The organism is Paenibacillus sp. JT22N7, from assembly GCF_059383875.1.
In genome coordinates this window covers 209488-236406 of the sequence record NZ_JBXENY010000005.1, presented here as the reverse complement: position 1 = coordinate 236406, position 26919 = coordinate 209488, and the positions used below count along the sequence as shown (strand labels likewise).

Annotated in this window: 18 protein-coding genes and 1 pseudogene; 16 read left to right on the top strand and 3 right to left on the bottom strand. The window is 46.2% G+C overall.

Going from position 1 to position 26919, the window contains the following annotated elements:
- Positions 1–37: 37 nt before the first annotated feature.
- From AC50Y5_RS15560 to AC50Y5_RS15545, 4 genes and pseudogenes are all read left to right on the top strand, one after another.
- Positions 38–2305 (top strand): helix-turn-helix domain-containing protein, encoded by a 2268-nt coding sequence (locus tag AC50Y5_RS15560; RefSeq protein ID WP_494861889.1) that lies wholly within the window; start codon positions 38–40, stop codon positions 2303–2305.
- Positions 2306–2544: 239 nt separating this feature from the next.
- A complete protein-coding gene (locus tag AC50Y5_RS15555; protein ID WP_056041782.1) occupies positions 2545–3213 on the top strand; it encodes an NAD(P)H-dependent oxidoreductase in 669 nt (222 codons plus the stop codon).
- A gap of 210 nt (positions 3214–3423) precedes the next feature.
- On the top strand, positions 3424–3873 hold the full coding sequence (locus AC50Y5_RS15550) for a MarR family winged helix-turn-helix transcriptional regulator (protein ID WP_494861887.1): 450 nt from the start codon (positions 3424–3426) through the stop codon (positions 3871–3873).
- A gap of 151 nt (positions 3874–4024) precedes the next feature.
- Positions 4025–5020 (top strand): annotated as a pseudogene (locus AC50Y5_RS15545) (glycoside hydrolase family 43 protein).
- A gap of 123 nt (positions 5021–5143) precedes the next feature.
- On the opposite strand, the gene AC50Y5_RS15540 reads toward AC50Y5_RS15545, so the two are convergent.
- Positions 5144–6748: a response regulator gene (locus tag AC50Y5_RS15540; RefSeq protein WP_494861885.1), complete on the bottom strand. Its 1605-nt coding sequence runs from the start codon at positions 6746–6748 to the stop codon at positions 5144–5146.
- Positions 6741–8546: a sensor histidine kinase gene (locus AC50Y5_RS15535; RefSeq protein WP_494861883.1), complete on the bottom strand. Its 1806-nt coding sequence runs from the start codon at positions 8544–8546 to the stop codon at positions 6741–6743. Before AC50Y5_RS15535 ends, AC50Y5_RS15540 begins: the two co-directional genes overlap by 8 nt.
- 189 nt (positions 8547–8735) lie before the next feature.
- Here AC50Y5_RS15535 and AC50Y5_RS15530 point away from each other — a divergent pair, with 189 nt between their 5' ends.
- From AC50Y5_RS15530 to AC50Y5_RS15480, 11 genes are all read left to right on the top strand, one after another.
- On the top strand, positions 8736–9689 hold the full coding sequence (locus tag AC50Y5_RS15530; RefSeq protein ID WP_327204955.1) for a carbohydrate ABC transporter permease: 954 nt from the start codon (positions 8736–8738) through the stop codon (positions 9687–9689).
- Between the two features lie 13 nt (positions 9690–9702).
- The gene (locus AC50Y5_RS15525; RefSeq protein WP_494861881.1) at positions 9703–10533 is read left to right on the top strand and encodes a carbohydrate ABC transporter permease; all 831 of its coding nucleotides are present in this window, start codon (positions 9703–9705) and stop codon (positions 10531–10533) included.
- Between the two features lie 27 nt (positions 10534–10560).
- Positions 10561–11913: an ABC transporter substrate-binding protein gene (locus tag AC50Y5_RS15520; RefSeq protein WP_494861879.1), complete on the top strand. Its 1353-nt coding sequence runs from the start codon at positions 10561–10563 to the stop codon at positions 11911–11913.
- A 68-nt stretch (positions 11914–11981) separates the two neighbouring features.
- Positions 11982–13781 (top strand): beta-glucuronidase, encoded by a 1800-nt coding sequence (gene uidA / locus AC50Y5_RS15515; RefSeq protein WP_494861877.1) that lies wholly within the window; start codon positions 11982–11984, stop codon positions 13779–13781.
- 470 nt (positions 13782–14251) lie between these two features.
- Positions 14252–15988: a sensor histidine kinase gene (locus tag AC50Y5_RS15510; protein ID WP_494861875.1), complete on the top strand. Its 1737-nt coding sequence runs from the start codon at positions 14252–14254 to the stop codon at positions 15986–15988.
- A gap of 30 nt (positions 15989–16018) precedes the next feature.
- Positions 16019–17653 carry a response regulator transcription factor gene (locus AC50Y5_RS15505; RefSeq protein ID WP_056041767.1) on the top strand — a complete coding sequence of 545 codons (1635 nt, stop codon included), beginning with the start codon at positions 16019–16021 and terminating at the stop codon, positions 17651–17653.
- 194 nt (positions 17654–17847) lie between these two features.
- Positions 17848–18717 (top strand): ABC transporter permease, encoded by an 870-nt coding sequence (locus AC50Y5_RS15500; protein WP_494862314.1) that lies wholly within the window; start codon positions 17848–17850, stop codon positions 18715–18717.
- A 36-nt stretch (positions 18718–18753) separates the two neighbouring features.
- Positions 18754–19638 (top strand): carbohydrate ABC transporter permease, encoded by an 885-nt coding sequence (locus AC50Y5_RS15495; RefSeq protein WP_155973508.1) that lies wholly within the window; start codon positions 18754–18756, stop codon positions 19636–19638.
- Between the two features lie 79 nt (positions 19639–19717).
- Positions 19718–21235, top strand: a complete 1518-nt coding sequence (locus tag AC50Y5_RS15490) for an ABC transporter substrate-binding protein (protein ID WP_494861872.1) — start codon at positions 19718–19720, stop codon at positions 21233–21235.
- 27 nt (positions 21236–21262) lie between these two features.
- Complete coding sequence (locus AC50Y5_RS15485) at positions 21263–22183, top strand: nucleoside hydrolase (RefSeq protein ID WP_046229273.1); 921 nt, start codon at positions 21263–21265, stop codon at positions 22181–22183.
- A 249-nt stretch (positions 22184–22432) separates the two neighbouring features.
- Complete coding sequence (locus AC50Y5_RS15480) at positions 22433–24064, top strand: hypothetical protein (protein ID WP_494861866.1); 1632 nt, start codon at positions 22433–22435, stop codon at positions 24062–24064.
- A gap of 2 nt (positions 24065–24066) precedes the next feature.
- Here AC50Y5_RS15480 and AC50Y5_RS15475 read toward each other — a convergent pair whose 3' ends face one another.
- On the bottom strand, positions 24067–24456 hold the full coding sequence (locus AC50Y5_RS15475; RefSeq protein ID WP_494861862.1) for a VOC family protein: 390 nt from the start codon (positions 24454–24456) through the stop codon (positions 24067–24069).
- A gap of 297 nt (positions 24457–24753) precedes the next feature.
- Here AC50Y5_RS15475 and AC50Y5_RS15470 point away from each other — a divergent pair, with 297 nt between their 5' ends.
- The gene (locus AC50Y5_RS15470) at positions 24754–26919 is read left to right on the top strand and encodes an HAD-IIIC family phosphatase (RefSeq protein WP_494862313.1); all 2166 of its coding nucleotides are present in this window, start codon (positions 24754–24756) and stop codon (positions 26917–26919) included.

Here is a 26919-nt window from a genome sequence, read left to right as displayed (position 1 = left end):
TTTAAGGAATATCAGGAAACGACCAATTGGAGGCATTATGAGATTCCGGTCCCCGTCTTATTTATTGAAGCTGATGCTGTTGTCTATATTAATCGGTACGCTTCCAGTTATTACGCTAGGTACGTTCGCTTATTTTAACGCCTCCAGAACGGTGCAGGAAAAAGTGGACGAGAGCAACAAGCTGCTGTTAAAACAAATGCAGGTGCGTACGGAGCAAACACTCAGGACGATCGATAATTCTGCAACACAGCTGCTCCAGTCGCAAAATGTTACAAGCGCTTTCAATCGAAGTTTATCCAATCATGATTTCCAATTGGTGCAAGAGCTATATAAAGGCATCTCGCAGATTCAAACGTATGAGCTAGGCATCAAGGAAGTGTTTCTATTTAGCCTGAACAACGATTGGATCGTTTCGAGCAGCGGCGTAAACGAGTACAGTTTTCCTGAATTTAGGCCAGTACTAGAATCGTTTTCACGGAACGCGAAGGGCTCGTTCTGGAGCAGCGGATCAGTAGAATTCCCTGATTCGTTCCAGTCCGTTTATTTTGTGAAAAAGTATCCGTTCAACTCTCCCAACCCGACAGGTATTATTTGTGTGGTATTGTCCTCCGATGTGATGAAAAATATGGACGAGTTTTTGAACAGTAAGTTCGGCAGCGCATTTATCGTGGATCAGAATGCCACGATTATTGTTCACCGTGACCACGACAAACTGGGAAGCCGAATCGTGGATGAACCCTATCTGAAATCATTTATCGATACGAATGAAACTATCGGTCAATACGCGACTAATCGGTACGGAGAGGCAGTTACGGTCACTTTTCGTAAATCCCCCTATAACGGATGGAGCTATGTATCCGTCATTTCCAATGAGCAGGTAAACGAGCAAAATAAAATAATCGGCTGGATTACCATGCTCGTATGCTTGATTATTCTGCTCGTAACGCTCATCGTTGCTTGGTTTGGCTCCAAAAAAATGTACAGTCCGATTCAATCCCTATATTCTTCTTTAACAGTTGTTCCTGCAATGAATGAAAAGGTGAAGTCGAGCGGTGAGCTTCAGGTAATCGGCGAACGCGTTGACTATTTGATTCGTAATCAGTCTCTTATTATGAATGAGTTGAAGGGGCAGCAAACGCAGCTTAAAGAATTTTTTATGCAAAAGTTATTTGGCGGCACGATTCAGCCTAATGATTTTTTAGAGAAGCTGAGCTTGTATGGTTTGGAGCAGCCGTGGCCATCTATGTGCGTCGTTGCGATTCAAATCGATACGCTTAAGGATACGAGATACGCGGAAGGAAATCGGGACTTGCTGATGTTTGCTATTAACAACATCGTTGGCGAATTGATTCTTTCCGAGCAAAGGCTGGAGCCGATTGTCAAATCGGACTACCAAGTGACGCTGATCGGTTCCTTGCAGACGGGAGAGCGCTTTAAAGAGCAGATTTTCAACTTGTCAGACGAAATTCAGAAGGCCATATACCAGTACTTGGAGATTAAAATCAGTATCGGTATTAGCCGTCCGTTCGTGTCGTTTGCAGAGACGCAGCAAGCCCTTCACGAGGCAACGACCGCCCTTAAGGCCAGAGTAGGATTAGGGCAGGAATCGATCCTGTTTATTGAAGATGTGCAGCCGCAGAAGAGTCATTTGAACAGATATCCGATTGTGGGTGAGCAAGCCTTGTTAGATGCAATCCGGGTTGGAAATGAGGAGCAGGCAGAAGCCGCTTTGAAGCAATTAATTGGCGAGTTGTTTTGGCCTCAAGAGCAGCATCGTGATTATCAATTGTCATTGCTGCGGCTTCTGATTGCCCTTCTCAAGTTTGGACAGGAGTTATCTATTCCAATGGAGCGGATTCCGGAGGATGAAGCGGCGTTAATTCAGTCGCTGTTCAAGCTTCGAAACGTACAGGAGATGGAGCACTGGTTCTGGTCCATATTCGTGCTGCCATATATCCAGGAGTTAGGCACTCGCCGGGACTCTCAATTCAAGCATATTTCCGATGCAATAATTGATATTATAGTAAGAGAATTTGATTCGGCGCTTACGCTAGAGGAATGCGCTTCGCGCATCAACTATCACCCGCATTATGTGAGCCGTGTGTTCCGTCAGGAGACGGGCATTAATTTCGGGGAATATCTATCACAGCATCGGATTGCTATAGCGAAGAAATGGCTGAAGGAGTCCGACCTGAAGATTGTAGAAATCGCCGAACGGCTGCAGTATAATAATTCTGCCAATTTTATACGTTCCTTTCGCAAGCTTGTGGGCAAGACACCGGGGCAGTACAGAGAGGAAGGTTAAAATCGGTTATCAAATGAAGTAATGACTTCGTTTTTTCGCGTAAAGGTGAGGACTGTAATTAAACCAGTCCTCACCTTTTTTGTATCAGAAAGCATCCCCTTTAGCATCCAAAATAAAAAGAACGCTTGTTAACACATCAACAGTTGATGTGTAAACGGTTGATGTATAAACAATATAAAGATTAACGCTTTTAAGTTTTTCAGGCAAATAAAAAAAGCATGTATGGAGGATGGTTCTGTATGAATACCGAAGAAAAAAAACAAGAAATTTTAAAGGCTTATGAATTTAGATTTGCATGTAAAAACTTTGATACAGCCAAACAGATCCCCGATAATGATTTTATATTCATTTTGGAAACGGGCAGATTATCACCAAGTTCATTTGGTCTTGAACCATGGAAGTTTGTCGTAGTTCAAGATTCTGCGCTTCGTGAAAAATTAAGACCGGTTTCTAGCGGCGCTCAGGGACAGCTTTCGACTGCTAGCCATTTACTGTTTGTTTTGGCTAGAAAACAAAGCGGGCTTAGATTCGATTCTCCTTACGTAAACAAAATGATGCAGGATATTCAACATATGCCGGAAGACATTGCCCGATTTGTTTCCAGCATTTATAAAACGTTTACTGAAACAGAACTTCAAGATGATGACCAGCTCATTTTTGAATGGGCATGTAAACAAAGTTATATTGCTATCGGTAATATGATGACAGCTGCGGCTCAAATCGGGATTGACTCATGCCCAATTGAAGGCATCGACCGAGAGAAGGTGGCTGCTATTTTTGAAGAAGAGGGAATTATTCATAATAACGAATTTGGGGTAGCTTGCCTAGTTGCTTTCGGATATCGGCTAGAGGAGCCTAAACGTCCAAAAACAAGGCAAATCCTGAGTGACATCGTTGAGTGGAGATAAACAAACAAAGTATAATTTAATTAGACGAAGTAAAAGAAGCTGCTATTAGAGCGGCTTTTTTTTATGGAACAGGCATAAGCTATACATGTTTTTGTGGAGCATAGGCGAGCTGCCTAGCTGCTTGTAAAAAAAGAAATTAAGCGGTATAGTGTCTAATACATTGTCAAAAAAATTTGCCAAATATCTATTTAATGAAAGATGGGATGTTTCTTGAAAACAGATTGGGCTCAGGAAGCCGCAATTTTATTCCAAATGTATGGTGTAAACAAAACGATTAATACCTCATTTGATGCCTGCATTAGTATCAGTCAATCTCGTTTTGAAATACTCTCATTAATTTACCAAGAGTTCGAAATCAGTCAAGGTGATTTGCAAAGAAAAGTGACCATTGATAAGTCAGCCGTTACTAGACATATTAAACAGCTTGAAGAAAACGAGATTATATTAAGAAGAAGAAAAGAGGATGATAACCGTTTAATTCTAGTCCGACTAACAGAACAGGGGCGACACTTAATTGAAAATGCACAAAGAGAGAAAGAGAGTTTTGCAAGGGCATTGCTCGCTGATATTGGTGAAGAAGAACTTGTTGCTTTTAGGGCAGTATTATCAAAATTAAATAAGAATGTCAAAGAGATTAAGGCGAGCGAATGCCGTCAATAGGTAAATCCAGCCGTTGTGCAGCTTATTTTTCCTATTTCAAGAAACCTGTATACTGTTCAGGCTTGCAAGATCTATATTCGAAGGGGTGCACCCAAATTGCGGTTCTACGCACTTTATTGAATTAGGTCTTTTTTTGCTGCAAATTTCATCAATGCAATTTCTGAACGATTTATTAAAGGTAGAACATGATGGAGGGCACATGAAAAATACGAAAGAGCCATTTTACGGCTATTTATTTGCACACTTTATCGGTGAACAGGAGGACGGGGAGCAGATCTATTTCGCATTGAGTCAAGATGGGCTTCACTGGCAGGATCTACATCAAAATCATCCAGTCTTACGCTCAACAATCGGCGAAAAAGGAGTTCGAGATCCGTATTTGCTTCGCAGTGTCGACGGCAACAAATTCTATTTAATGGCTACTGATCTTAGTATCTATCATCGCGGCGGTTGGCAAGAGTCTCAAGCAACGGTCACGGGAAGCCGCTCGCTCATGATTTGGGAGTCGTCCGATCTGGTGAATTGGTCTGAGCCTCGAATGGTTGAGGTCGCTCCAAAGGAAGCGGGCTGTGCCTGGGCGCCGGAAGCGATCTATGATGAAGAGGAAGATGATTACCTGGTTTTCTGGGCTTCCAGCATGGTGTCCAGTAACGGCAAGGAAAAAGGATTGCACATCTACGCCAGCAAAACACGGGATTTTCGAACCTTTACACCTTCTGAACTGTACATCACTCGAGGTGAAGAGCGTACGATTATCGACACCACTATTATTAAAGCAGGCGGTATGTATTATCGAGCTTCGGGCGATGGGCAAATCACGATCGAATCCAGCGAGTGACTTATGGGGGAATGGAAAGTTATTTCTACACTTGAGTCATTAGGTCTGGGACTAACTGGAAAGGATGTAGAGGGTCCAGAGTTTTTCAAGTTTAACGGCGAAGAGAAGTGGGGGCTTCTTGTTGATCAGTATGGAACGAATCGTGGCTACTTGCCACTCGTTACAACGAATATCGGCGATACAACCGGGAAGTGCTGGCGGAAGCCGGCGGCAGAAGAATATGCTTTTGGTCGTTTAAAGAAACGCCATGGAACGGTGATGCCGGTCACTCAGAGTGAGTACGATGCTATCCTGGCTAAGTGGGGATGACTAAGCATAAATTTCTTTCTTTTTTTATGGTAGAATCTGCTGTTTAAATAATCTTATTAGAATCCAGCTCGCATATGAGCTGGATTCTATATTTAATGGGGGTATTTTTTAAGTTGTATGTGCTCACATTGATTTACGATACTCGTTTGGAGACATGCCGGAGGCGTTGCGGAACAGCTTAATAAAGTAACTGGTATGCTCGTAGCCTAGCTGCTCCGCAATTTCTACCACGGTCATGTCGGACTGATTCAATAGCTCTTTCGCTTTCTCCATCTTCGTCCGCGTGACGAATTCGACGAAGGTTTCCCCGGTTTCCTGCTTGAAAATACGACTGAAGTGCGACGGATTCAGATTCAACCGATGGGCCATCTCATCCATTGCGATTTTCTCTCCAATATGGGTTTGAATGTAGCGCTGGGCTTCCGCGATCTCCCTCCGTACCGTATGGTCGCGCAGCATCTGAATATCGGTAGCTTTCTCTTCGAGAAAGTTCTGAAGCCATTCCAAAAGATGATTCAGCGTTTCGATAGAAGCGATTTGCTGCTGCTGCAGCTCACTGTTGAAGTTGATCACGAAGTTTTGCATCACCGTATATTTGAGCTCTAGCTCCAATGCCATTTTTAGTACCCAGCTTTTCACAGATTCGACTGGATAAACACGATCTTGAATGAATGCTCCCCATCGCTTCACCGTAGATTGGATGAGCGCCCTTTCTCCCCCAAGCATGCTGTCCTTCAGCTCCTGAAAGGCCTTGGCATAATGCAGGAACAAATCTTCTTTCGTCGTTTGGAGCGGCCGCAGCTCCGCAAAGACGAGCTCTCCTGCATAGAAACGGAACATCTTCACATTCATCAAATCTTGTAATTGCTTCTTCAATTGCAGGAAATCCCGAGCCACATCACCACGATAGAATGATATCCCAATACTGAGATGTCGGTACACTAATTGTTGAACACGCTTCAGCTCGGAGCGGATGTCCTCATGAAGATTACGTTTCAATGTGGCCGGGAAAGGAAACAGAAGGAAGTATTGGCGTTCGTTCGGTACAAGCAAGATAACACCTTCGTATTGAACCAATTCCTGCAAGGCGTTGTCGATGACGAATTGCATATTCATGGCTCCGCCAAACCGGCTTGCGAGCTCGAAGGAGCGCTCCGGCAGCACCGCAACAGGCAGGTATGGCATGCCATCACGGAGGTGGATGCCCATCCTCTCTGCTTCGTCGTTCCACTCCGCTTCGTTCCATATCGGCTGCTCCAGCAGCTTGCGAATAAATCGGGTATGAATGGCGGACAGATTTTGCTGCACGACGTTCTGCAGCTGGAGACGGTTGTTCTCGGCTTGTTTCTCTTCGGCTAACGTGCAAGCAAGCTGCTGCAGAACCGTAACGACATGCTCCATGCGAAGGCTTTCCTTCAGGATATAATCGTTGACGTTAAGCTTAACGGCTCTTTGGGCATATTGAAAATCCTCGTGACAGGATAAAATAATGGTCTTCAAACGAGGATTTGCCTCGCGAGCCTTCTCGATGAGATCAAGACCATCCATCACGGGCATACCGATATCCGTAATAAGAATGTCCGGCTGTTGGTTCTGGCAGGCTTCCCATGCTTCACCTCCATTGGAGCAGAGCGCGGAAAGCTCAAATCCAAGCTTGGACCAAGGAATGATATTGCTTAAATAATCAAGCACGGGGTAATGGTCGTCTGCAATAACAACTTTAAACATGGTGTTCACCTACCTCTACAGATTCGGCTGGCTCAGCAGCAGGGAATATTAATACGACTGTCGTCTGTTCGCCGTACACGCTATGAATGTTCATCTCAAAACGGTCACTATAAATCAACTTCAACCTGCTGTACACATTAAATAATCCAATTCCTGAGGCGGCTGTACGCTCCTCCGCCATCATCCTCTCAATTACGTCCCGCTTCTGAACATTGAATCGATCTTTCAAAGTCTGAAGCGTCTCTGGTGTCATGCCCAGACCATTATCTGCGATTGTGATACGCAGCATATGAGCATCCGTGGCTACCTTAATCGTGATGATACCGCCGCTCTGCGTAAATCCATGCTTATAAGCATTTTCGATGATTGGCTGCAAAATAAATCTAGGCACCGTTATGGTTAACGGGTCTGGCTGAATGTCTAGGTGGCACTCGGTCGGGAATCTCATTGTAAATTTCATTAAATCAATATACTGCATCGTCGTTTCAATCTCGGCATACAGCGTTACGAATTCATTTTGCCTCATCAAGCTTGCCCGCAGCAGCGAGGCTAAGGAGCCGACCGCATGAGCGGTGTCTTCATCATGCTTTAACAATAATTTCAAGCGTATGGAGCTTAGGACATTGAACAAAAAGTGCGGATGTACTTGCGCCTGGAGCATCGCCATTTCCGCTTGCCTCTTCAATTGTTGTTCGATCTCAACTTGCTGGAGCATTTGCTGAATCCGATCCAGCATCATGTCGAATGAGCGTCCGAGCCGCCCAATCTCGTCACGGCCGCGAATATTGGAGCGGTATTGCAAATCCCCGGATTCCACCTTCTTGGCCGCCTCGCCCAGCAATCGAACCGGTTTCGTGAATCTACCCAATAGATAGGTCAAAGCAAATAAGAAAAAGATGGCAAACAGCGATTGAAGCAATAAGGCGGACTGATAGAAGGTATTTAATTTACCGGTAAGCTGCTCGTAAGGAGCCAGACTTACCAGTCTCCAGTCCGCATAACGGAGTGGAAGCGAGAGATGAATTTGATTCTCTCCTCGCAGGTGAATAAAGCTTGGTGATGAGCTTGTCTCCTCGTTCATGATCGTGTGGAATGGCTGACCAATTACGTCGGCGTTTCGATTGGATAGAATGATATTTTCGTCACTCAGCAGGTAAACATCCTCTTCCAAGCCAGCGAACAGATCTCGAATGGAGTCTTCCGTTCGACTGACAATCAAATAAGCGAAGGGGGCTTGATCAACAGCCTCCGTCAATGCCCGAGCCGTCAAATAAACATATCCTTGATCTTGATCCAGCGGCGGCAAGTAGTTCCGCAATCCACCCAAAAACAACGTCTCGTATGCCGTCAGTCGGGATGCCTTGGCGAACCAGTCCTGCTGAGTAAATTGCTGTGGCTCGAAATCGTAAAAGGAATAATCGGAATAAGCGCGGCCATCCCTTGTCAGCAGCGTAAGCCGTAAATCAGGCTTCTCTCCCGCAATCTGCTCTAGCCGGGTCGTTAGTTGTCTAGCAGCAATCGGATGATCCTGGGCTTCCTCCAGCAAGGTTTTAATCTCGGGATCGAATTGGACGAAATTTGAGATAGACACAAGCTCCTCCATAATTGCATTGGCTTGAGATTGTACAATGGCAAGGGATTGCGTTGCTTTCTCAAGCGTGTGCTCTCGAATAATTAACTTGGAGTAGTAGCTGCTAATATACAGCATAGCTACCGTAGGCAATACCAGACAGGCAATAGATGTCAGAATCAGCTTTTGCCGCAAGGATAAATGTTTTAGCTTAAATATAACACGCATGATGTTGTGCCACCCCTCGTTGCCATTCTTCTTTATAAAGCCATACTACAGCATGCTGATGAACGATTCATTCAACATTTTTTGCAATGAGGGAAAAAATATCGCAAAACTTTTTTGCTATAGAAAAAATCGTTGCATGTTTGCATGGAACGCGGCACCTATAATGAGGAAGACATAGAGGACAGTGAGGTGGCAAATTTGGAGCAGACAACGAGAAATGGTTTGGATCAGGGGGCGAAAACAGGCAAGGCTCTCCGAATCCGCAAGCAAGGGTTTTACGACATGATTAATGGTTATCTATTTATTTTGCCAATGCTGTTGTTGACTATGACGCTGGTCGTTATCCCGATCATTTTGTCAGGGTTGATAAGTTTTACCGAGTGGAACTTCATTGCAGGGCTTGATGGGCTAAATTTTATCGGATTTGAGAATTATAATAATTTGCTGCATGATGAAGGGTTCCATCGAGCGCTTCGGAACAATGTCATCATGATCGCGGTTGTTCCCGTATCGATGCTTTTCGCGCTGGTGCTCGCGGCTTTGATTAACCAAGCAACCTACTTTAAAGATTTCTTCAAAGTCATCTACTTTATGCCTTTCATTTCAAGTTTCGTGGCAATCGCTTTATTATGGCGAGTCTTGTTCCATCCCAACAGCGGACCAATTAACGGATTTTTGCGGGGGATAGGCATTGAGAATCCGCCGCTTTGGCTGGCGGACCCGCAATTCGCACTGATTGCAGTCATGATTATTATGGTTTGGACTTCGCTTGGTTTTAATATGGTCATTTATTTGGCAGGCTTGCAGGGAATTCCAAAGGATATTTATGAGGCGGCCGATGTAGATGGAGCTTCTCCTCTGAGGCAGTTTTTCACTATTACCTTGCCCATGCTTTCTCCGACAACCTTCTTTTTGCTTATTACAGGTGTGGTTGGCTCGTTTAAGGTTTTCGATCTCATTATGGTGTTGACCAGCGGCGGCCCTGCCGGCTCTACATCGGTCATCGTTTATTACCTTTACGAAGCGGCGTTTGTTAACCTGCAATCCGGCTATGCGTCTGCGATGGGGATCGTGCTGCTGCTGCTGATCTTATTCGTGACACTTATCCAATGGGTGGGTCAGAAGAAATGGGTAAATTACTAGGGGGAATACACATATGCAATCCGTCAGCGCGAGCCGTCTGATCGTCACGGCTCTAATGGGAATCGTCGGGATATTTTTTATCCTGCCATTCATTTGGATGTTATCGGCCTCGTTCAAGCCTGAATTGGAGGTTATGACATACCCCATACAATGGATTCCGAAAACATGGTACATGATAGAAAATTACACACAAGTCTGGTCAGGTGCTGTTCCATTCACGCTTTATTACTTGAATAGCATTAAAGTGACACTGATGGCTACCGCATTGTCGTTAATCATTTCGGCTATGGCCGCTTATGGATTTTCCAAGGTGATCTTCAAAGGCCGGGAAGCTATGTTTATCTTAGTGCTGGCTACTTACATGATTCCTTCTCAGGCCATTCTTGTTCCGCAATTTATGATGTTTCGCTGGCTTGGTCTATTCGATAGCCATTTCGGTCTTGTATTGCTTGCAGCATCGGGAGTATTAGGCACGTTCTTGCTGCGCCAGTTCTTCATGAGCGTCCATAATGAGATTATCGAATCTGCGCGAATCGACGGCGCGAATCATTGGATTATTTTCTTCCGGATCGGGCTGCCGTTAGTCAAGCCGGCGCTTGCGACTTATATGATTCTGCGTTTCATTTGGACATGGAACGATTATCAGAATCCACTTATTTTCCTGCGCTCTGAACCCTTGTTCACGCTTCAGCTGGGGATTCGGAAGTTTGCCGATTTTAATGGAGAGTTTTATTCGCTTATGATGGCGGGAGCCGTTTCTGCGATCTTGCCACTGTTGATCATCTTCATTGTAGGCCAGAAACAAGTGATTGAAGGCGTGGCCTCGGGAAGTGTCAAAGGATAGAAAACTATTATTCAAGGGGGAATTTCGATGTTAAAGAAACAATGGATTCAGGCGACTGTCGTATCGGTTTTGGTTGCGCTTGCAACATCAGCATGCTCGGGGGCAGGCGGCAATAGTACGGCGGAGGAGACGGGAAGCAAGGGCTCTTCAGACGGGGCAGTCACAATTAAATTGCATACTTGGTATCCGAAGAAAGCTGATAATTGGGATATCGTAATCGAGGAGTTCGAGAAGAAACATCCTGGGATCAAGGTGGAGTTCAACTCCGCAGAAGACAACAACTCGAATGAATATTATAAAAAGCTGGATTTAGCTGCGGCTTCTGGCGACGATCTGGATGTTATTATGTTTAGTAACATGGCATTTCTCAGCCAGCGCGCCGAGCTCGGCTTGTTGGAGCCAGTTGATACGTATATAGAGAAGGAAGGTTTCTCTCTGGCGGACGAGTACTCCACGGACACACGAATCAAAGATGTAACCTATGGCTTGCCAGGCAAGCTTTCTACACCTATGGTTTTCATCAATGAGAGCCGACTCCAGAAAGCGGGACTGGAGCTTCCGAAGGAATGGACCTGGGACCAGTATATGGAGTATGCCAAGGCGATGACGACGACGGAAAACGGCAAAACGCAATACGGCACCTATTTCCACAGCTGGATTCAATTCGGTTATTTCATTCAGAATATGGGGCAATCGACTACCGGAGCTAATCTCACGACGGACGATGGCTTGAAAGCAAACATCGATACTCCTGCAATAAGGAAATCGTTGGAAGTTCGCCTGCAAGGGGAACGAGAAGGCTCGGCGACGCCTTACTCAGAAATTGTGAGCCAGAAGCTAAATTACCGTCCACAATACTTCAACCAGGACACGAGCATGATTACGATGGCATCTTTCTTGGTGCCGGAAGCAGGGGGAACGGAGCAAGTACCTGCAACGTTCAAAACCGTGTTCGCACCACTTCCAACGATGAACGCAGGGGATCCGCTCACAGGCAACGTCAGCGGCGACGTATTTGGCGTATACAGCAAGTCCAAGCATAAAGAAGCTGCTTACACCTTTATCCGCTGGTTCACAACGGAAGGAATCGTCCTGCAGGGCAAGAACTTCCCATCGTGGAAAAAGGCCGATCTGAACAAGGTTGTAGATAACATTATTGCTGGCACGAAAACGCCTGAAAAAATCGATAAGGAATCCTTGATGTACGTTCTCGAAAACACGAAGCAGGCCACCCCAGCTGTCGCTGTTCCTTACCATGCGGAGTTAGAAAAGGTGTTCCTGGAGGAATTCGACAAAATGATGTTATCCGGCGTCGACATTGATACGACGATTCGCAATACACAAGAAAAGGTTCAGAAAATTATTGATTCCAAGCAGTAAAAAGTTCTGTGCAGCGCGGATGGGTATTCGCGCTGCACATCTATTATCCATTATGAGGAGTGATAAGGATGCTATACCCTATTAATACGTCTTCTCGCAGCGTTATCGATTTGTCCGGCATTTGGAATTTCAAAACAGATCCCGGAATCGGTTTACTGGAAGGATGGCAGATGCAGTCGCTAAGCGACACGATTGCGATGGCTGTTCCGTCTTCCTATAACGATATCGGCGTTAATGCCGAAATACGAAATCATGTAGGATGGGTTTGGTACGAACGGGAAATCATTATTCCGAAGACGCTGGCCTCGCAGCGAATCGTTCTTCGGTTCAGCTCGGCCACCCATGAAGCGAAGGTGTATGTCAATGGAACGCTGGCCGTAGAGCATACGGGCGGCTTTACACCGTTCGAAGTGGAACTGAACGGTCATCTGCTGCCGCATAAAAATAGGCTGACAGTTGCCGTCAATAATATTTTGGACGAATCGACGCTGCCCGTGGGACATTTCGTGGAGCGCGATATTGAAGGAGTGGGCAAAGTCGCTCGGAATAATCCCAATTTCGATTTCTTTAACTATGCGGGGCTGCATCGTCCTGTGAAAATTTACACGACACCTCAAAGCTATATACAAGATGTACAGATTATATCAAGCGTCAAGGATGACGGTTCCGCGGAAGTGAGCTGCAAGATTGACAGCACCGGAGAGTCCGACGTGCGTATCTATATCCTAGATGAAGCGGGAAGCATCGTTGCCCAAGGAGAAGGGGAGCAAGGGAGCTTCTTGCTGGCGGATGCTAAGCTTTGGGAGCCTATGAATGCTTATTTGTACACGTTAAAGGTGGAGCTAGTTCAAGGAGGAGAAATCATCGATGAGTATGATCAACCCTTTGGCATCCGGACTGTGGAAGTGGCGGGCGGCAAATTCCTAATCAATGGCAAACCGTTCTACTTCAAGGGCTTCGGCAAACACGAGGATTCGCCGATTCATGGACGTGGCATTAACGAGGCGGCCAATGTCATGGATTTTCGATTGATGAAGTGGATGGGTGCCAATTCGTTCCGTACATCCCATTATCCATATTCGGAAGAAATCATGAGACTGGCTGACAGGGAAGGATTCGTCGTTATCGACGAGGTGGCTGCCGTCGGTCTGCATTTGAATTTCATTCCAACGCTGACGGGTGGGAAGCGACGGGACACGTGGAAAGAGCTGAGAACCTATGAAGCGCATCGGGAAGCCATTCGCGAGCTGATAGCGAGAGACAAGAACCATGCATGCGTTGTGATGTGGTCCATCGCCAATGAGCCTGCGACTTCCGAGGAAGGGGCGCGCGAGTATTTCGAGCCGCTGCTCCGATATGCGAAGGAATGCGACCCGCAAGGACGTCCCGTCACAGTGGTGACGCTTCAAGAAGGGAGCCCGGAGCATTGCAAGGTATCGGATCTGGTAGATGTTCTCTGCTTGAATCGGTATTACGGCTGGTACGTTGAAGGCGGGGAATGGGAGATTGCTAAATCGAGACTCCGCCAGGAGCTCCAAGGCTGGAGGAAGCGCTGCCCAGAGAAGCCAATCATCATGACGGAATATGGCGCGGATACGATCGCAGGCTTCCATGATGTTGATCCCGTCATGTTTACCGAGGAATTTCAGACCGAATTTTTACGGGCAAATCATGAGATTTTCGACGAGTGCAGCAATTTTGTCGGCGAGCATGTATGGAACTTTGCCGATTTCAGCACCAGTCAGGGCATCTTCCGCGTTCAAGGGAACAAGAAAGGGGTTTTTACGCGTGACCGCAAGCCGAAATTAGCGGCGCACGAGCTGAAGAAACGGTGGGAAGCGATTCCAGACTATTATTATAAGAGCTAAATTGCTTATGTACGACGACGACGATGAGTAGTGTCATTAATGAACCCTACACCTGAAGCAATCAGGCCAGCCCGGTTTTGGCATCAGCAACCAAGACCGGGCTGGCCTGATTGCTTTTCTTGTTATGCATTTATGACAGGAAATTCCGTGTTCAAATTTGAGATTTTTGTGATAGACTTCACCTTAAAGTTGCTCCTCTCTCTGAGCGATGTTGTTTTAGCCAAACACCATTTCTCAAAGATAGGGGCGCTTTCTCTTTTTCACATAGCTGCTTGCATCATTCGTTTCATTCTATTCCGGTAGGAAGTCCGGTTCTAGTCCGATTTTCATAATGTTTAGGTCGTCATAACAAAAGCGTTATGAAGGATTTGGGGGTACAATTAGGATAGGCGACTGCTGCAGCTTTGAAAGAGACTGAATATTTCGCTACGAAAACTACGAGTTAATCAGCTTGAAGGGACAGATGCCTGATGCGTGCATATCTAAATTCGCTGCGGTTTAAAATGTTTGCCAGTATCCTCTTTATGATCGTTCCGCTTGTAATCGTCATTATTGTGAATAGCATTTATTCAGTGGGGGTTGTCCGTAATCAGGTCGCCCAATCGAACAAAAATCTGCTCAGTCTGTATATGAATGAAATCGACCGCAATTTGAATGAAGTGGATGAGTATTTGTTCGATTTTACGGAAAATGATACCGATCTGATCGGATTTCAATTGCCGAGACAAAATAACGAAACGACCTATATGATGAGCAAATTGCGACTGTTCAATACGATTATGACAGATATTAGCGTACATCGTTCAATCGATCTCTTTTTTGTTTATTCGATAACAAACGGTGAGCTTATTATGACCCAGCAGTTCGGCTCATCGTTTGAAGAACGGGACGCAACCAAACAGGAAATTATGCAGATGCTGCAGGGGGAGCCGGGGGCCTACAGCGGTCCTGACTGGCATGTGTGGGAAGGACGTAACCATAATTATGCGCTGCTGCGTCTTATACGCAGCGGGGGGGTGTATGTCGGGGCGTGGGTTAACAGCAATAAGCTGATGGTGCCTTTAAATCTGATCGATCTCGGCGAAGCGGGAGCCGCACTGCTGACGACGGGCGAACTCAAGCCAATGAGCCAAAGCGAGATGATCGAGAGGGAAGGCATTGAACTGGCAAGCTCCTCAGAAGCGTATACGATAACGGGCAAGGAGAGATCATTTTTAATGATGGATGAATCGTCGGACAAAGGCGATTTTAAACTTATGGCGCTTGTGCCGGATGATGTTATTCAGCAAAAGCTTCCTTTTCTACAGAGGGTATCCTCATTCATAACGGCGGGTGCTGTCGTTTTTTTTGTCGTATTTTTATTTTTTATACGCTATGTGTTTCTTAAGCCGATGAAGCAGTTGGTCGTGGCGATGAGGAAGACGAGAGACGGTCATTGGGGTACAAGACTGCATCAGAGCAGTACGTCCACCGAATTTGAAATCGTTAATGAAACTTTCAATCGTATGATTGCGGAAATTCGCGAACTGAAGATCGATGTATATGAAGAAAAATTAAACCATCAGAAGTCGGAGCTTCAATTGCTTCAATTGCAAATTAATCCGCACTTTTTTTTGAACTCGTTAAACATTGTTTACAATTTGGCAACGGTCAAGGATTACAAGCTGATTCAGGAAATGTCGAAGTGTCTGGTCGTCTACTTCCGTTACATGTTTCGAACGAACCGATATGTCGTACCGTTAAAAGAAGAGCTGCTGCATACTGCCAATTATTTGCGTATCCAGCAGCTTCGGTTTCCTGACTCGCTGAGCAGCAGCATCGAAATGAAGGACGAAGTGAAGGAGGTTGAAATTCCGCCTCTTGTCATTCAGACAATCGTTGAAAATACCATTAAACATGCGGTTGATATCGATCAGCCAATTACAATTGAGGTTGTTGCAGCGCTGCTGGAGTCGGATAACGGGAACCGTATTGTAATCACGATAAAAGACAACGGCTCCGGTTTTCCCGAAGAAGTGCTGAGTAGTCTGCATGCCGATGAGGAAAAAATAAGCGAAGAGGGCGAGCATGTAGGGATTTGGAATATTAAGCGCAGGCTGAGGCTGCTCTATCAATCGGACGCAGCGATAACCTTCGAGAACAATCAGAGCGGCGGCGGGGCTATCGTAACGATGTCGCTGCCAATGCCCGCTGCTGGACATTCATGATCATACTACATCCAGAAGGTGGGGGCTTATATGTTTACCGTATTAATTGTAGATGATGAGGTTCATGCGATCCGAGGGCTGGAGGTAGGCGTCCGCTGGAAATCCTTGAAGGTTCAACATGTGCATACCGCGCTAAGCCTGAAGCAGGCTCAGCAAATTTATTTGAATGAGCCGATTCATTTAATGGTGTGCGATATCGAAATGCCTAAAGGGACAGGCATCGAATTGCTGGAATGGGTAAGGGAGCATGATCCAAAGGTAGAGACGATTTTTTTGACATCGCATTCCGATTTCTCTTATGCGCAGAAAGCGATCAAGCTGGGCAGCTTCGAGTATTTGCTTAAACCGGTTGATTATGAAGAACTGGAGCAAGTAATCCGTAAAGCGTTAGCTAAAATCGAAAAAACACAGGAGCTTCTAATGTATGAAAGCGATTACAAGCATTATGCTCAGCTTTGGGAATCACAAAAGCCGTTGATGAAAGAGCGTTTTTGGCAGGAGCTCATCAAGCAAAGCATAGGCTCTTCCCCGGAAAGAATCTCCGAATATGCTGCGAGCAGCAAGCTGCCTAATCTGGTGAGGTCTAAATATTTGCCGATCTTAATTCGCGTCCAAAAATGGTATAAACCGCTCAGTCAGCGGGATGAGCAGATTATGGAGTATGCGCTGCGAAATGCAGCGAATGAGCAAATTTTGAAAAATGAAGCCGGGTCCGCCGTCATATCCGTTCCTAATGGTGGGCTGCTTGTGCTGCTTGAAGCATCAACAGATAGGATGGATACAGCGATGCTGGACGATTGCATCAGCTATGTGCGCGGCTGCAGCCAATACTTTAGCTGTGATTTAAACTGTTACATCGGTCAGCCTGTGTATGCTACTGAAATGGTGACAAGCTATTACAATCTTATTCAAATGGACCGTGACAATGTGACGCATGCCAATCAAACCTTTTTGTTTCGCCATTACAAGAAGTCTAAAGTGGGAACCCTGCAGCCGCCTTCCATGAGTTCGTGGGAAGAGTGGATGAAAATGGGAGCCAAGGATAAGTTGACGGAGGCTGTCGCTTGTTATTTGGATGATTTGAGGGACAGGAAGTACGGCGTCGACGCTCAGGCCTTGCAGCTGTTTTATCAAAATTTTCTGCAGATGATGTTTTTTGTGCTGCAAGTGAAGGGATTACAGGCCAATGATGTGTTCGCGAAAAGTCTGCTTACAGACAAGCCGCAAGAGGTGCTCCGCTCCGTGTCGTCACTCAAGGAATGGATCCTTTATCTCATTGACGTGTCGATGAGCCAAATTCACGCCACTCAAAAAAGCCTTTCAGTGGTCGACCGCGTGAAGGCCTATATTCAAGAGCATATAGGCGAGCAAAATCTGACCCGGGAAGAGGTAGCGGGCTGCGTATATTTGAACCCTGATTATTTGAATCGGGTATTCAAGAAGGAAACGGGCATGTCCATTTCGGATTATGTACAATTACAACGCATTGCTTATGCAAAAGCACTGTTAGCATTGCCAGATTACACCGTTAGTGATATTGCCCTGCAGTCAGGCTATTCCAATCTATCTTATTTTTCCACTCTGTTTAAAAAAATGACAGGTATGAATCCAGGCGATTACCGCAAGCAAGCCCAGTCGAAAGAGGTCGAGATTTCGAAACTGTAAAGTCCGGATAGTGGTTATTGCCTATGTTCCGTACACCCTACAATAGAGCTACAAGATAGAATACAACAACGAAATGAGGGAAGGCGATGGAAACACCGCAAATCGCACAGGCTGTTCGTGCAGGAGAGCGGAAAGAAAGCGGGCGGCTGAATTTTATTTTGAGAAAATTAAAGCGTTACCGCGCACTGTTCCTGATGATCATTCCGGGCATGATTTATTTGATTATCAATAACTATCTGCCCATGTTTGGAGTTGTCATAGCGTTTAAGGACATTAATTATGCCAAAGGAATTCTTGGGAGCGATTGGATCGGGTTTAAGAACTTTGAATATTTGTTTGAAACGAAGGACGCCTGGATTATTACGCGCAACACGATTTTGTACAATGGCGCATTTATCATCATTAATACGGTGTTGGCTATCGCGGTAGCGATTTTATTAAATGAAGTAAAGAAGAAGCTTGCGTCGCGCTTCTATCAAAGTGCCATTTTGCTGCCGTATTTAATCTCAATGGTCGTTGTCGGCTATCTCGGATTGTCGCTGCTCAATGTAGAGAGCGGTTTCATCAATAAACAACTGCTGCCGCTGCTCGGTATGGATCCGATAGCTTGGTATACAGAGGCTAAATATTGGCCGTATATTCTCGCAATTGTTAATATTTGGAAAAATGTAGGGTATTTATGCATCATTTATTTAGCTTCTATTATTGGCATTGATCACGAATATTATGAAGCAGCGACGATTGACGGCGCAAACAAATGGCATCAAATCCGCAGCATTACCGTTCCGCTCATCATGCCTACCATTACCATTATGACACTGCTTGCGATCGGACGTATTTTTTACTCTGACTTCGGGCTGTTCTATCAGGTTCCGCTTAATTCAGGTCCTCTTCAGCCAACGACAGATGTTATAGACACATACGTATACCGAGGACTCATGACTTTGGGAGATATCGGAATGTCGTCGGCTGCGGGCTTGTACCAATCGCTTGTCGGTTTTGTGCTCGTATTGGCCGCTAATTACGCTGTGAGCCGCAAGAACAGAGATCAGGCGCTGTTTTAGAATAAGAAAAAGGTTCTTGTTAGGAGAGGTAACTACATGAAGACGAACCATATGAATCAATATGCTGTACATGCCATCCTTATTTTGCTGACAGCTGCTTGTGTATTTCCGTTTCTGCTGTTAATCACATCATCACTGACACAGGAGCAGGCGATTGTGAGGGATGGATACAGCCTGCTGCCTAAGGCATGGAGCATCGAGGCTTACGAGTATTTGTGGAATAAATCCACGTCGCTGGTTAAGGCTTACGGCATAACGGTAACGATTACAATTATCGGGACAACCGTGGGGCTGCTCATTTCAGCGCTGCTGGCGTATCCGCTGTCGCGGGGAGATATGCCGCTGAGGGGGACGCTGTCCTTTATCGTATTTTTCACGCTGCTGTTCAACGGGGGGCTGGTGCCGACATATCTCGTGTTTACCGAGGTATTCGACATGAAAAATACACTGCTTGCGCTGATCATACCTGGCCTGCTTACAAACGGCTTCTTCATTCTGCTGATCCGCTCGTTTTTCAGCACCTCAATCCCGGTTCCCATTATCGAATCGGCCTATATTGACGGGGCAACGGAGTTTAAAATTTTTTACCAGATCGTGATACCGCTTTCTTTACCGATTTTGGCCACTATCGGTCTCATGCTGACGATTGGCTATTGGAACGACTGGTTCAACGGCTTGATCTATGTGACGGAGCCTGAATTATACAGTATCCAAAATTTATTGAACCGGATGCTGAGTAATATCCAATTTCTACAGCAAACCAACATTGGGGGCAACAACAGCACGGCTGCGGCGGGACTTCCTATGAATTCCGTGCGGATGGCGATGGCAGTTGCAGGAATATTGCCCATTTTGTGTGTGTATCCTTTTTTCCAAAAGTATTTCGTTAAAGGCCTTACCATTGGAGCTGTTAAAGGTTAGTTAGAGGCAGCCAAGCTCGGATCTCGCAGGTCCGATTGGTATAGATTTATGATCATCAGCACACAGGGGGAAATCGAAGATGAAGAAGAAAACAACGACACTGCTTTTATCGATTATGCTTGTACTAAGCCTGCTTCTTGCAGCCTGCGGCAGTTCGGAAAATGGAGGCAACGCTTCGCCTGGCGGATCTGGAAGTGAAGCTGGAGCCGGCGATAGCGAAGCCGTGGAACTGACGATGGCCTTTATTAATCTCGGCACGATGTCGGATGTTGCGGCGGTGCAGGAGGAGATAAACAAAATTACCAAGTCCAAAATTAATGCGACTGTGAAGCTGATGCCAATTGATATTGCAGCATGGAACCAGCAGGTCAATCTTCTTCTGGCAGGCAACGAGCCTCTGGACCTGCTTGTTACTTCCTCTTTTTTTAATTACAGCTCTCAGGTTGCCAAAGGACAGCTGCTGCCGCTTGACGAGCTTCTTGAGAAGTATGCGCCGGAAATTAAAAATACGATGCCTTCGGAAATTTACAATGGTACGAAAATCGGCGGAAGTATTTATGGCGTGTCGAGCATACGCGACGTGGGCGCAGATTATGGCATGGTCATGCGTAAGGATTTGATTGACAAGCACGGCATTGATCTTTCGGGAGTCAAGACTTTTGAGGATCTTGGTACAGTATTCCAGACGATTAAGGATAAGGAACCGGGCATTGTGCCTCTCGTTCAAAGCACGCAAACAGGCACGGTTGCTTATCAAATGTATACACCGCAGATCGATCCGCTTGGAGACAGCCTTGGCGTGATTTTGCTGGACAGTAATGATCTGAAAGTCGTAAATCTGCTGGAAACAGACATTTTCAAAAATAAGGTCACTCTTGCACGCAAGTGGTATGAAGCCGGCTATATTATGCAGGACGTAGCAACGACGCAGGAGCAGGGCTCAAGTCTCGTAAAAGCAGGCAAAGCGCTTGGTTATTTTAATAATATGAAGCCAGGCTTTGAGGCACAGGAATCCAAGACTACCGGTTATGAAATGACCAGTGTCCATCTGTCTGAGCCTGTGATCCAATCGAATGGAGCAAGCGGCTTTATGATGTCGGTTCCCCGCAACAGCGAAAACCCGGAACGCGCTATGCAGCTTCTTAACCTGCTTTATTCGGATGCCGAAGTGATGAACTTGCTGGCGAACGGCATTGAAGGCAAGCACTATGTGAAGAATGAGGACGGAACGATCAAGCTTCCAGAAGGCGTGAAGGAAACGACATATCAGTTCAACCAATGGGAAGTGGGCAACAATTTTTTAACATATGTGTGGGAAGGTACGGATAAGGATATTTGGGAGCAGACGAAAAAATTCAACGAGTCCGCGAAGGTATCTCCGGCACTCGGTTTCTCCTTCGATGCGACGCCGGTAAAAACGGAGGTGGCCGCGGCGACTAACGTGGTCAATCAATACAAGGTCGGGCTGGAATCCGGCTCGCTGGATCCTGCACTCATTGAGGAGTATAACGAGAAGCTGAAGGCGGCTGGGCTGGATAAGATTATTGCTGAGAAACAAAAGCAGCTTGATGAATGGGCGGCTGCTAACGGCAAATAAAAAGTTGAAAAACGGAGGTGGCGGAGTATGAAATTGCCGTTTGATGTACCGGAGTCCAAGAAAATCAGGCTAATCATTAATACCGACGCGAAAAATGAAGCTGATGATCAATTTGCCATTGTCCATGCCTTGCTGACTCCTCGTTTCAGGATAAAAGGTATTATAGCTGCCCAATTTGAAAAAACGGCTTCGATGATGAACCGGAAGGACACGATGCAGCAAAGCTATGACGAGATCGAGAAGGTGCTCTCGATTATGGGATTGCAAGAGGAGGTCCCTTACTATAAGGGGGCGGTCAGCGCATTGGAGAACGAAGAAACGCCCGTCCCTTCCGAGGGGGCTGCTGCGATTGTGCATGAAGCCATGAAGGAGGATTCCTCTCCGCTGTATGTCGTATTCCTTGGACCGCTTACAGATATGGCGTCAGCATTGCTTATGGAACCGCGCATCTCGGATAGGCTGACAGTTGTCTGGATTGGCGGCGGGCACTGGCCGCTCGGTGGCTGGGAGTATAACTTGTTTAACGATATTGCTGCCGCTAATGTGGTGTTCCAATCATCAGTGGAGCTGTGGCAGGTGCCGCACACCGTTTATACGACGATGAGGGTAAGTATTGCGGAGCTGATGTACAAGGTTAAGCCGTACGGTGAAATCGGGCAATATTTGTTCCAGCAGCTGATCGACTTCAACAATTGGGCAGCAGAAGCGTTCAAGGACTCCCCGTGGCCCAAAGGTGAAATGTGGTCGCTCGGCGACTCACCTGCCATAAGCCTGCTTCTGGATGAGCACGAATACGGGTATGAAATGAAGCCTGCTCCGAGAATAACCGAGGATATGTACTATGTGCATGATCAGAAGGAAAGAATGATCCGTGTCTATCATTTTGTGGATGTCCGCTTTACTCTGGAAGATATGTTCGCTAAGCTCGCATTGACGTATGGCAGCTAGAAGCTAGATTAAGGGTCCGTAGCTTGTTTGTTTTTGAGCCCCCGCGCACCAATTGGATCGCTGCGCGGGGGTTCTTTGTCATGAAGCTGCGAGGGAAGCGGCTTTTCCGCGTTTTAATCTATCACAGAATCTGGTAAATTTATGGTATATTAGCTATGAACCTGCAAAAAAGCTGTTTTTGACCATAGAGAGAATCATAGTGGAGATCGAAGCTTTTATACCGGAAATCCAAGAGGATGGTGTGTATTGGTGGAAAAGAGTACGAGGGATCAGCAGCGATTGAACACGGTCATATCATTTGCAGACAATGTGCTTAAGGAGGGAAGGGGCCGCAGCGGATGGGAGGCTAGCCCGTTGTTCGCTGACGGAATCGATGTTAGGACAAAGGAGCCCGTCACATGGCGATTTCCCGGAGGGCGCGAGGTGGTCATGTCCAATTTGGCGAGCCAGCAAAACCTGTTTCGTACCTTTGTGGGGCTTTCGAGGCTTACAGGCGATGAGCAGTATGAAAATGCCGCTAAATTAGCAATCAAATTTCACTTTGACCATCTTCAAAGTGAGTGTGGCCTGCTGCAATGGGGCGGGCATCGGCTGATTGATCTGAAGACGCTGCAGGTTGCCGGGGCAGAGGAAAAAAACGGTATGGTGCATGAGCTGAAAAACCATTTTCCGTATTATGAACTCATGTACGAGGTTGACCCTGCAGCTACCGTCAAATACATTAGAGCGATATGGAATGCACATGTTTTCAACTGGAGCACCCTTGAGATTAGCAGACACGGCAGCTTCGGCTTGAAAAGCAGCAGGCTGTGGGCACACGAATTCCGGGATGCGGAGCCGTTCTCAGAGGTTAGCGGGCTGTCCTTTCTGAACGCGGGAAATGATCTGATATATGCGGCAGGAATGCTGTACAAGCTGGCGGGCGAGAAAGGCGCTCTGTTATGGCTGAAAAGGCTTGCCCGCCAGTATAACAAGGCTAGAAATGCGGATACAGGCTTAGGTGCGTATCAGTTCAACCAAGCGAGAAAAGTGTATCATACGAATGACGACAGCAATACACATTCCCGTTTCGGGGACAGGGCTGGGCGGCAATTCGGTCCCGAGTTTGGAGACGCAGCGCTGGAAGGCAAAATGCTTTTGGAAGCGCAAGCCTCTACCGTCTATTATGAAAATACAATGATGCAGCTTCAGCTTGCAAGTGGGCTGGGGGAAGTAGTGAAGGAGCTGGCACAATGGTCAAGGCAAGGGCTCGGCGCTTTTTTGAAATACGGCTACGTTCCTGAAAAGAATGCGTTTAAGCCGATGCTCACCGACGGTACGGATTTATCGGGATATGCCCTTAAACGGGACGGCTATTATGGAGATAAAGGCGCCATCATCGGCCAGTTTCCCGCTACTAGCAAATTTTTGCTTTCCTGCGTGAGGACATTTATCCAAACGGGCGACGAAAGCCTATGGGAAGCGGCAAGAAGCATCGCCAAAGGGAATGGACTTGGAGATATGGGCAGTGAACCTGAAGTGGATGCCGCTCTGGATTTTTCGACAGAGTGCGACGATCCAAGAGCTCTTTATGCGATGCTTGATGTTTATTCAACATTCGGACATTCGCAATACTTGGAGATGGCTAGAAAAATAGGAGACAATATCATAGAGAAACAATTTCATTTCGGCTATTTTGTCCCTGCCAGACACAGCAAGTATGCGAATTTTGATACAGCCGAACCGCTCGCCCTTCTAGCGCTGCAGGCTGCAATTGAGGGAAAGCAGCACGGTGTCCCAGCATTCATAGACGGTAAAGGATTTTTTCATGCCAATATGGAAGCTGACGATGGCTCCGTAAAAACGTGGAAGTCCCCTCAGCTGTACAAGGAAACGATCTGAGCCTATTCCTCGACCAATTCTATAATGCCTATATTATTTTTGAACAGGAATACGACTCTCTTATTGCCGATAGCCGGAGCTGCCAAAGCCTCGGCTATGACGAGATAGCCCAGCTTCTTCAGTTGCTCGGTCTTCTCCAAGAGGTTCGCCGTTTCATAACAGAAATGGTAGGGTGTGCTGCCAACCTTTTTCAAAATATTTTTAACCGGAGAATTGTCATTCAGCGGACAGACCAGCTCTACCAAATAGGTGCCATTTTTAATAAATTGAATTAAAATATTCCGTTGATCGTCATGGCATTTTTCGCCGTCCACCTCGTACCCTAGCGCGATAAACTCCTGTAAAGCTTTATCTAAATCCTCTACGACATACCCTATATGATGTACTTTCATATAACTCAACTCCTATTAAAGTTTAGCTGCTCTATTCCACACATTTAATCACATGCAACGGCTTATAAGCTCATCGCCCACTTCACAAATATAATATAATCCTCTGCTGTCAAATAAACAAGATAATTGACATCCTCGACAAAAAAAGGGAATTCGTTGACAATGATTCGACGATAGACTACGATAAAATTGACTTTGTTGTAAAAATTTATAAACTCCCAGATGTAGCGGCTTAAAGCTAGAGAAGGCTGTAAAAATGCTATCCTAAATCTAAGCAAGGGGAGAAGTTTCGTGAATATGATCAGTCGTGATTTAAATCTCGTATTTTCGGCAACGTTTACCGCAGAACCAGTCAGAAGGTCACTCGTTTTTTGGTTGGACAAGCTCGGAATAAACGCTGCAATTCAATATGAGAATCAGGTTTTCAAGCAGCTGCTCGATCCTTATAGCGCTATGCGCCAAAACAACGGGATCAACGTCATTCTCATTCGTTTTGATGATTGGTTCAGGGTGGAGGACGGCTTGGAAACGGAGATCAGGAAGGATGCTTTAATACAATCCAAGCTTGACCGTAACATCGTTGATCTGTTGAATGCATTGAAAACATCAGTAGAGAGCACATCAGCCATTCATATTGTGTGTATTTGCCCTCCTTCGCCATTGATGGAATGGAGCTCCGAGACGGCTTGCGATTATAAGGAAATAGAGGACCGACTATATCAAGGGCTTCAAGGACTGAACGGCATTTTACCAGTGGCTTCTTCTGACATTTTGGATCTCTATCCCGTAGCGGATTATTATGATTTTCATTCGGATAAAATGGGACATATTCCATACAAACAAATTTTCTTTGATGCGTTAGGTACGGTCATTGCCAGAAAAATCTATTCGGCTGTGAGCCTGCCATATAAAGTGATCGTGCTGGATTGCGACCAGACGCTGTGGAAGGGCATTTGCGGTGAAGACGGCGTTGAAGGAATAGCGGTGGACCCGTATCGGAAGCAGCTGCAGGCATTTATGCTGGAGCAGCAGCGCTTAGGGATGCTTCTATGTCTTTGCAGCAAAAATAATGAAAGCGATGTCATAGAGGCGTTGAACCGGCCTGATATGCTGATCAAGCCCGAACACATCGCGGCTTCGAGAATCAACTGGGAGCGCAAATCGGATAATTTGGAAGCATTGGCTAAAGAGCTGAATTTGGGTCTCGACAGCTTCATCTTTATCGACGATAACCCTGTCGAATGTATGGAGGTTAAAGCACGTTGTCCCCAAGTTCTGACATTATGCTTGCCTGAAAAGGACGAGGACATTCCGCTTTACTTAAGCAACATTTGGGCATTTGACCGTATAAACACGACTGCGGCAGACCAAAGCCGTACGGAACAGGTTAAACAAAATACGGAGCGGAATAAGTTCCAGCAGGAAATGCTGTCCTACGAAGCTTTTATAAGCGGGTTGGAGCTGAACGTAAGTATTGCTCCTTTGGTTGATGAGGAGCTGGCAAGAGCCGCTCAATTGACTCAAAGGGTGAATCAATTTAATTTTACTACGGTCAGGCATTCGGAAGCCGAGCTCAGAAAACGATGCAGCGAAGACAATGTAAGCTGCTTCACGGTAACGGCAAGTGATAGATTTGGAGACTATGGAATGGTCGGCTTGGCCGTTTGCCGCGAGCAGGGTTCAAAGCTTAGGGTGGACAGCTTCCTTCTTAGCTGCAGAGCTCTAGGCAAAGGTATAGAATATACGATGCTTGCTAGACTTGGCGAATGGGCGGCGGACAATGGTCTGGGTGAAGTAGAGGTCGTTTTTGTTCCAACCTCCAAAAACCAGCCAGCTGGTCAGTTTTTAAGCTTAATCGGAGAACAGGACGTCACGGCTTCGACTGATCACAAAGTATATGCGTTCACGGCGGCCTTTGCCAGAACCATAAACTTTGCCTCCTACCTGGAAAAAGCCGACCACTACCGCGAGGAGGTACATGCAGCTGCGGAACAAACGGCGAGCGGGGCGGATACGGCTATTTTAGATGTGCTGGATGATATTGGGCGGCACTTGAATACTTCTAGAAGCATCCACGCCAAAGTAGAGGCGGCCTCGCAGGGCAAGACTGGCGAACGGGCAGAATACGTAGCTCCAAGAAATGAATTTGAGCAAAGAATATTAACCATTTGGGAAGATGTTTTAGTCATTGAGCAAATCGGAGTAATGGATAATTTGTTTGAGGTTGGCGGCGAATCGATCAAAGCGATTCAGATTTTGTCCCGAATTCGGGAGGAATTTGAAGTGGATTTGCCGATGACGGTGCTGTTCGAAGGTTCGCTTACGATTGCCGGACTTGCCGAGGCGGTGGAAACGAGCTTGCTCAGCAGCTTTGATGAGGACGCAATTGCTGAACAATTAGCGGCCTTGGAAAACCTGACGGAAGAAGAAATCGAGCTGCTGCTTCGGGAAGAGAGCGAGTGA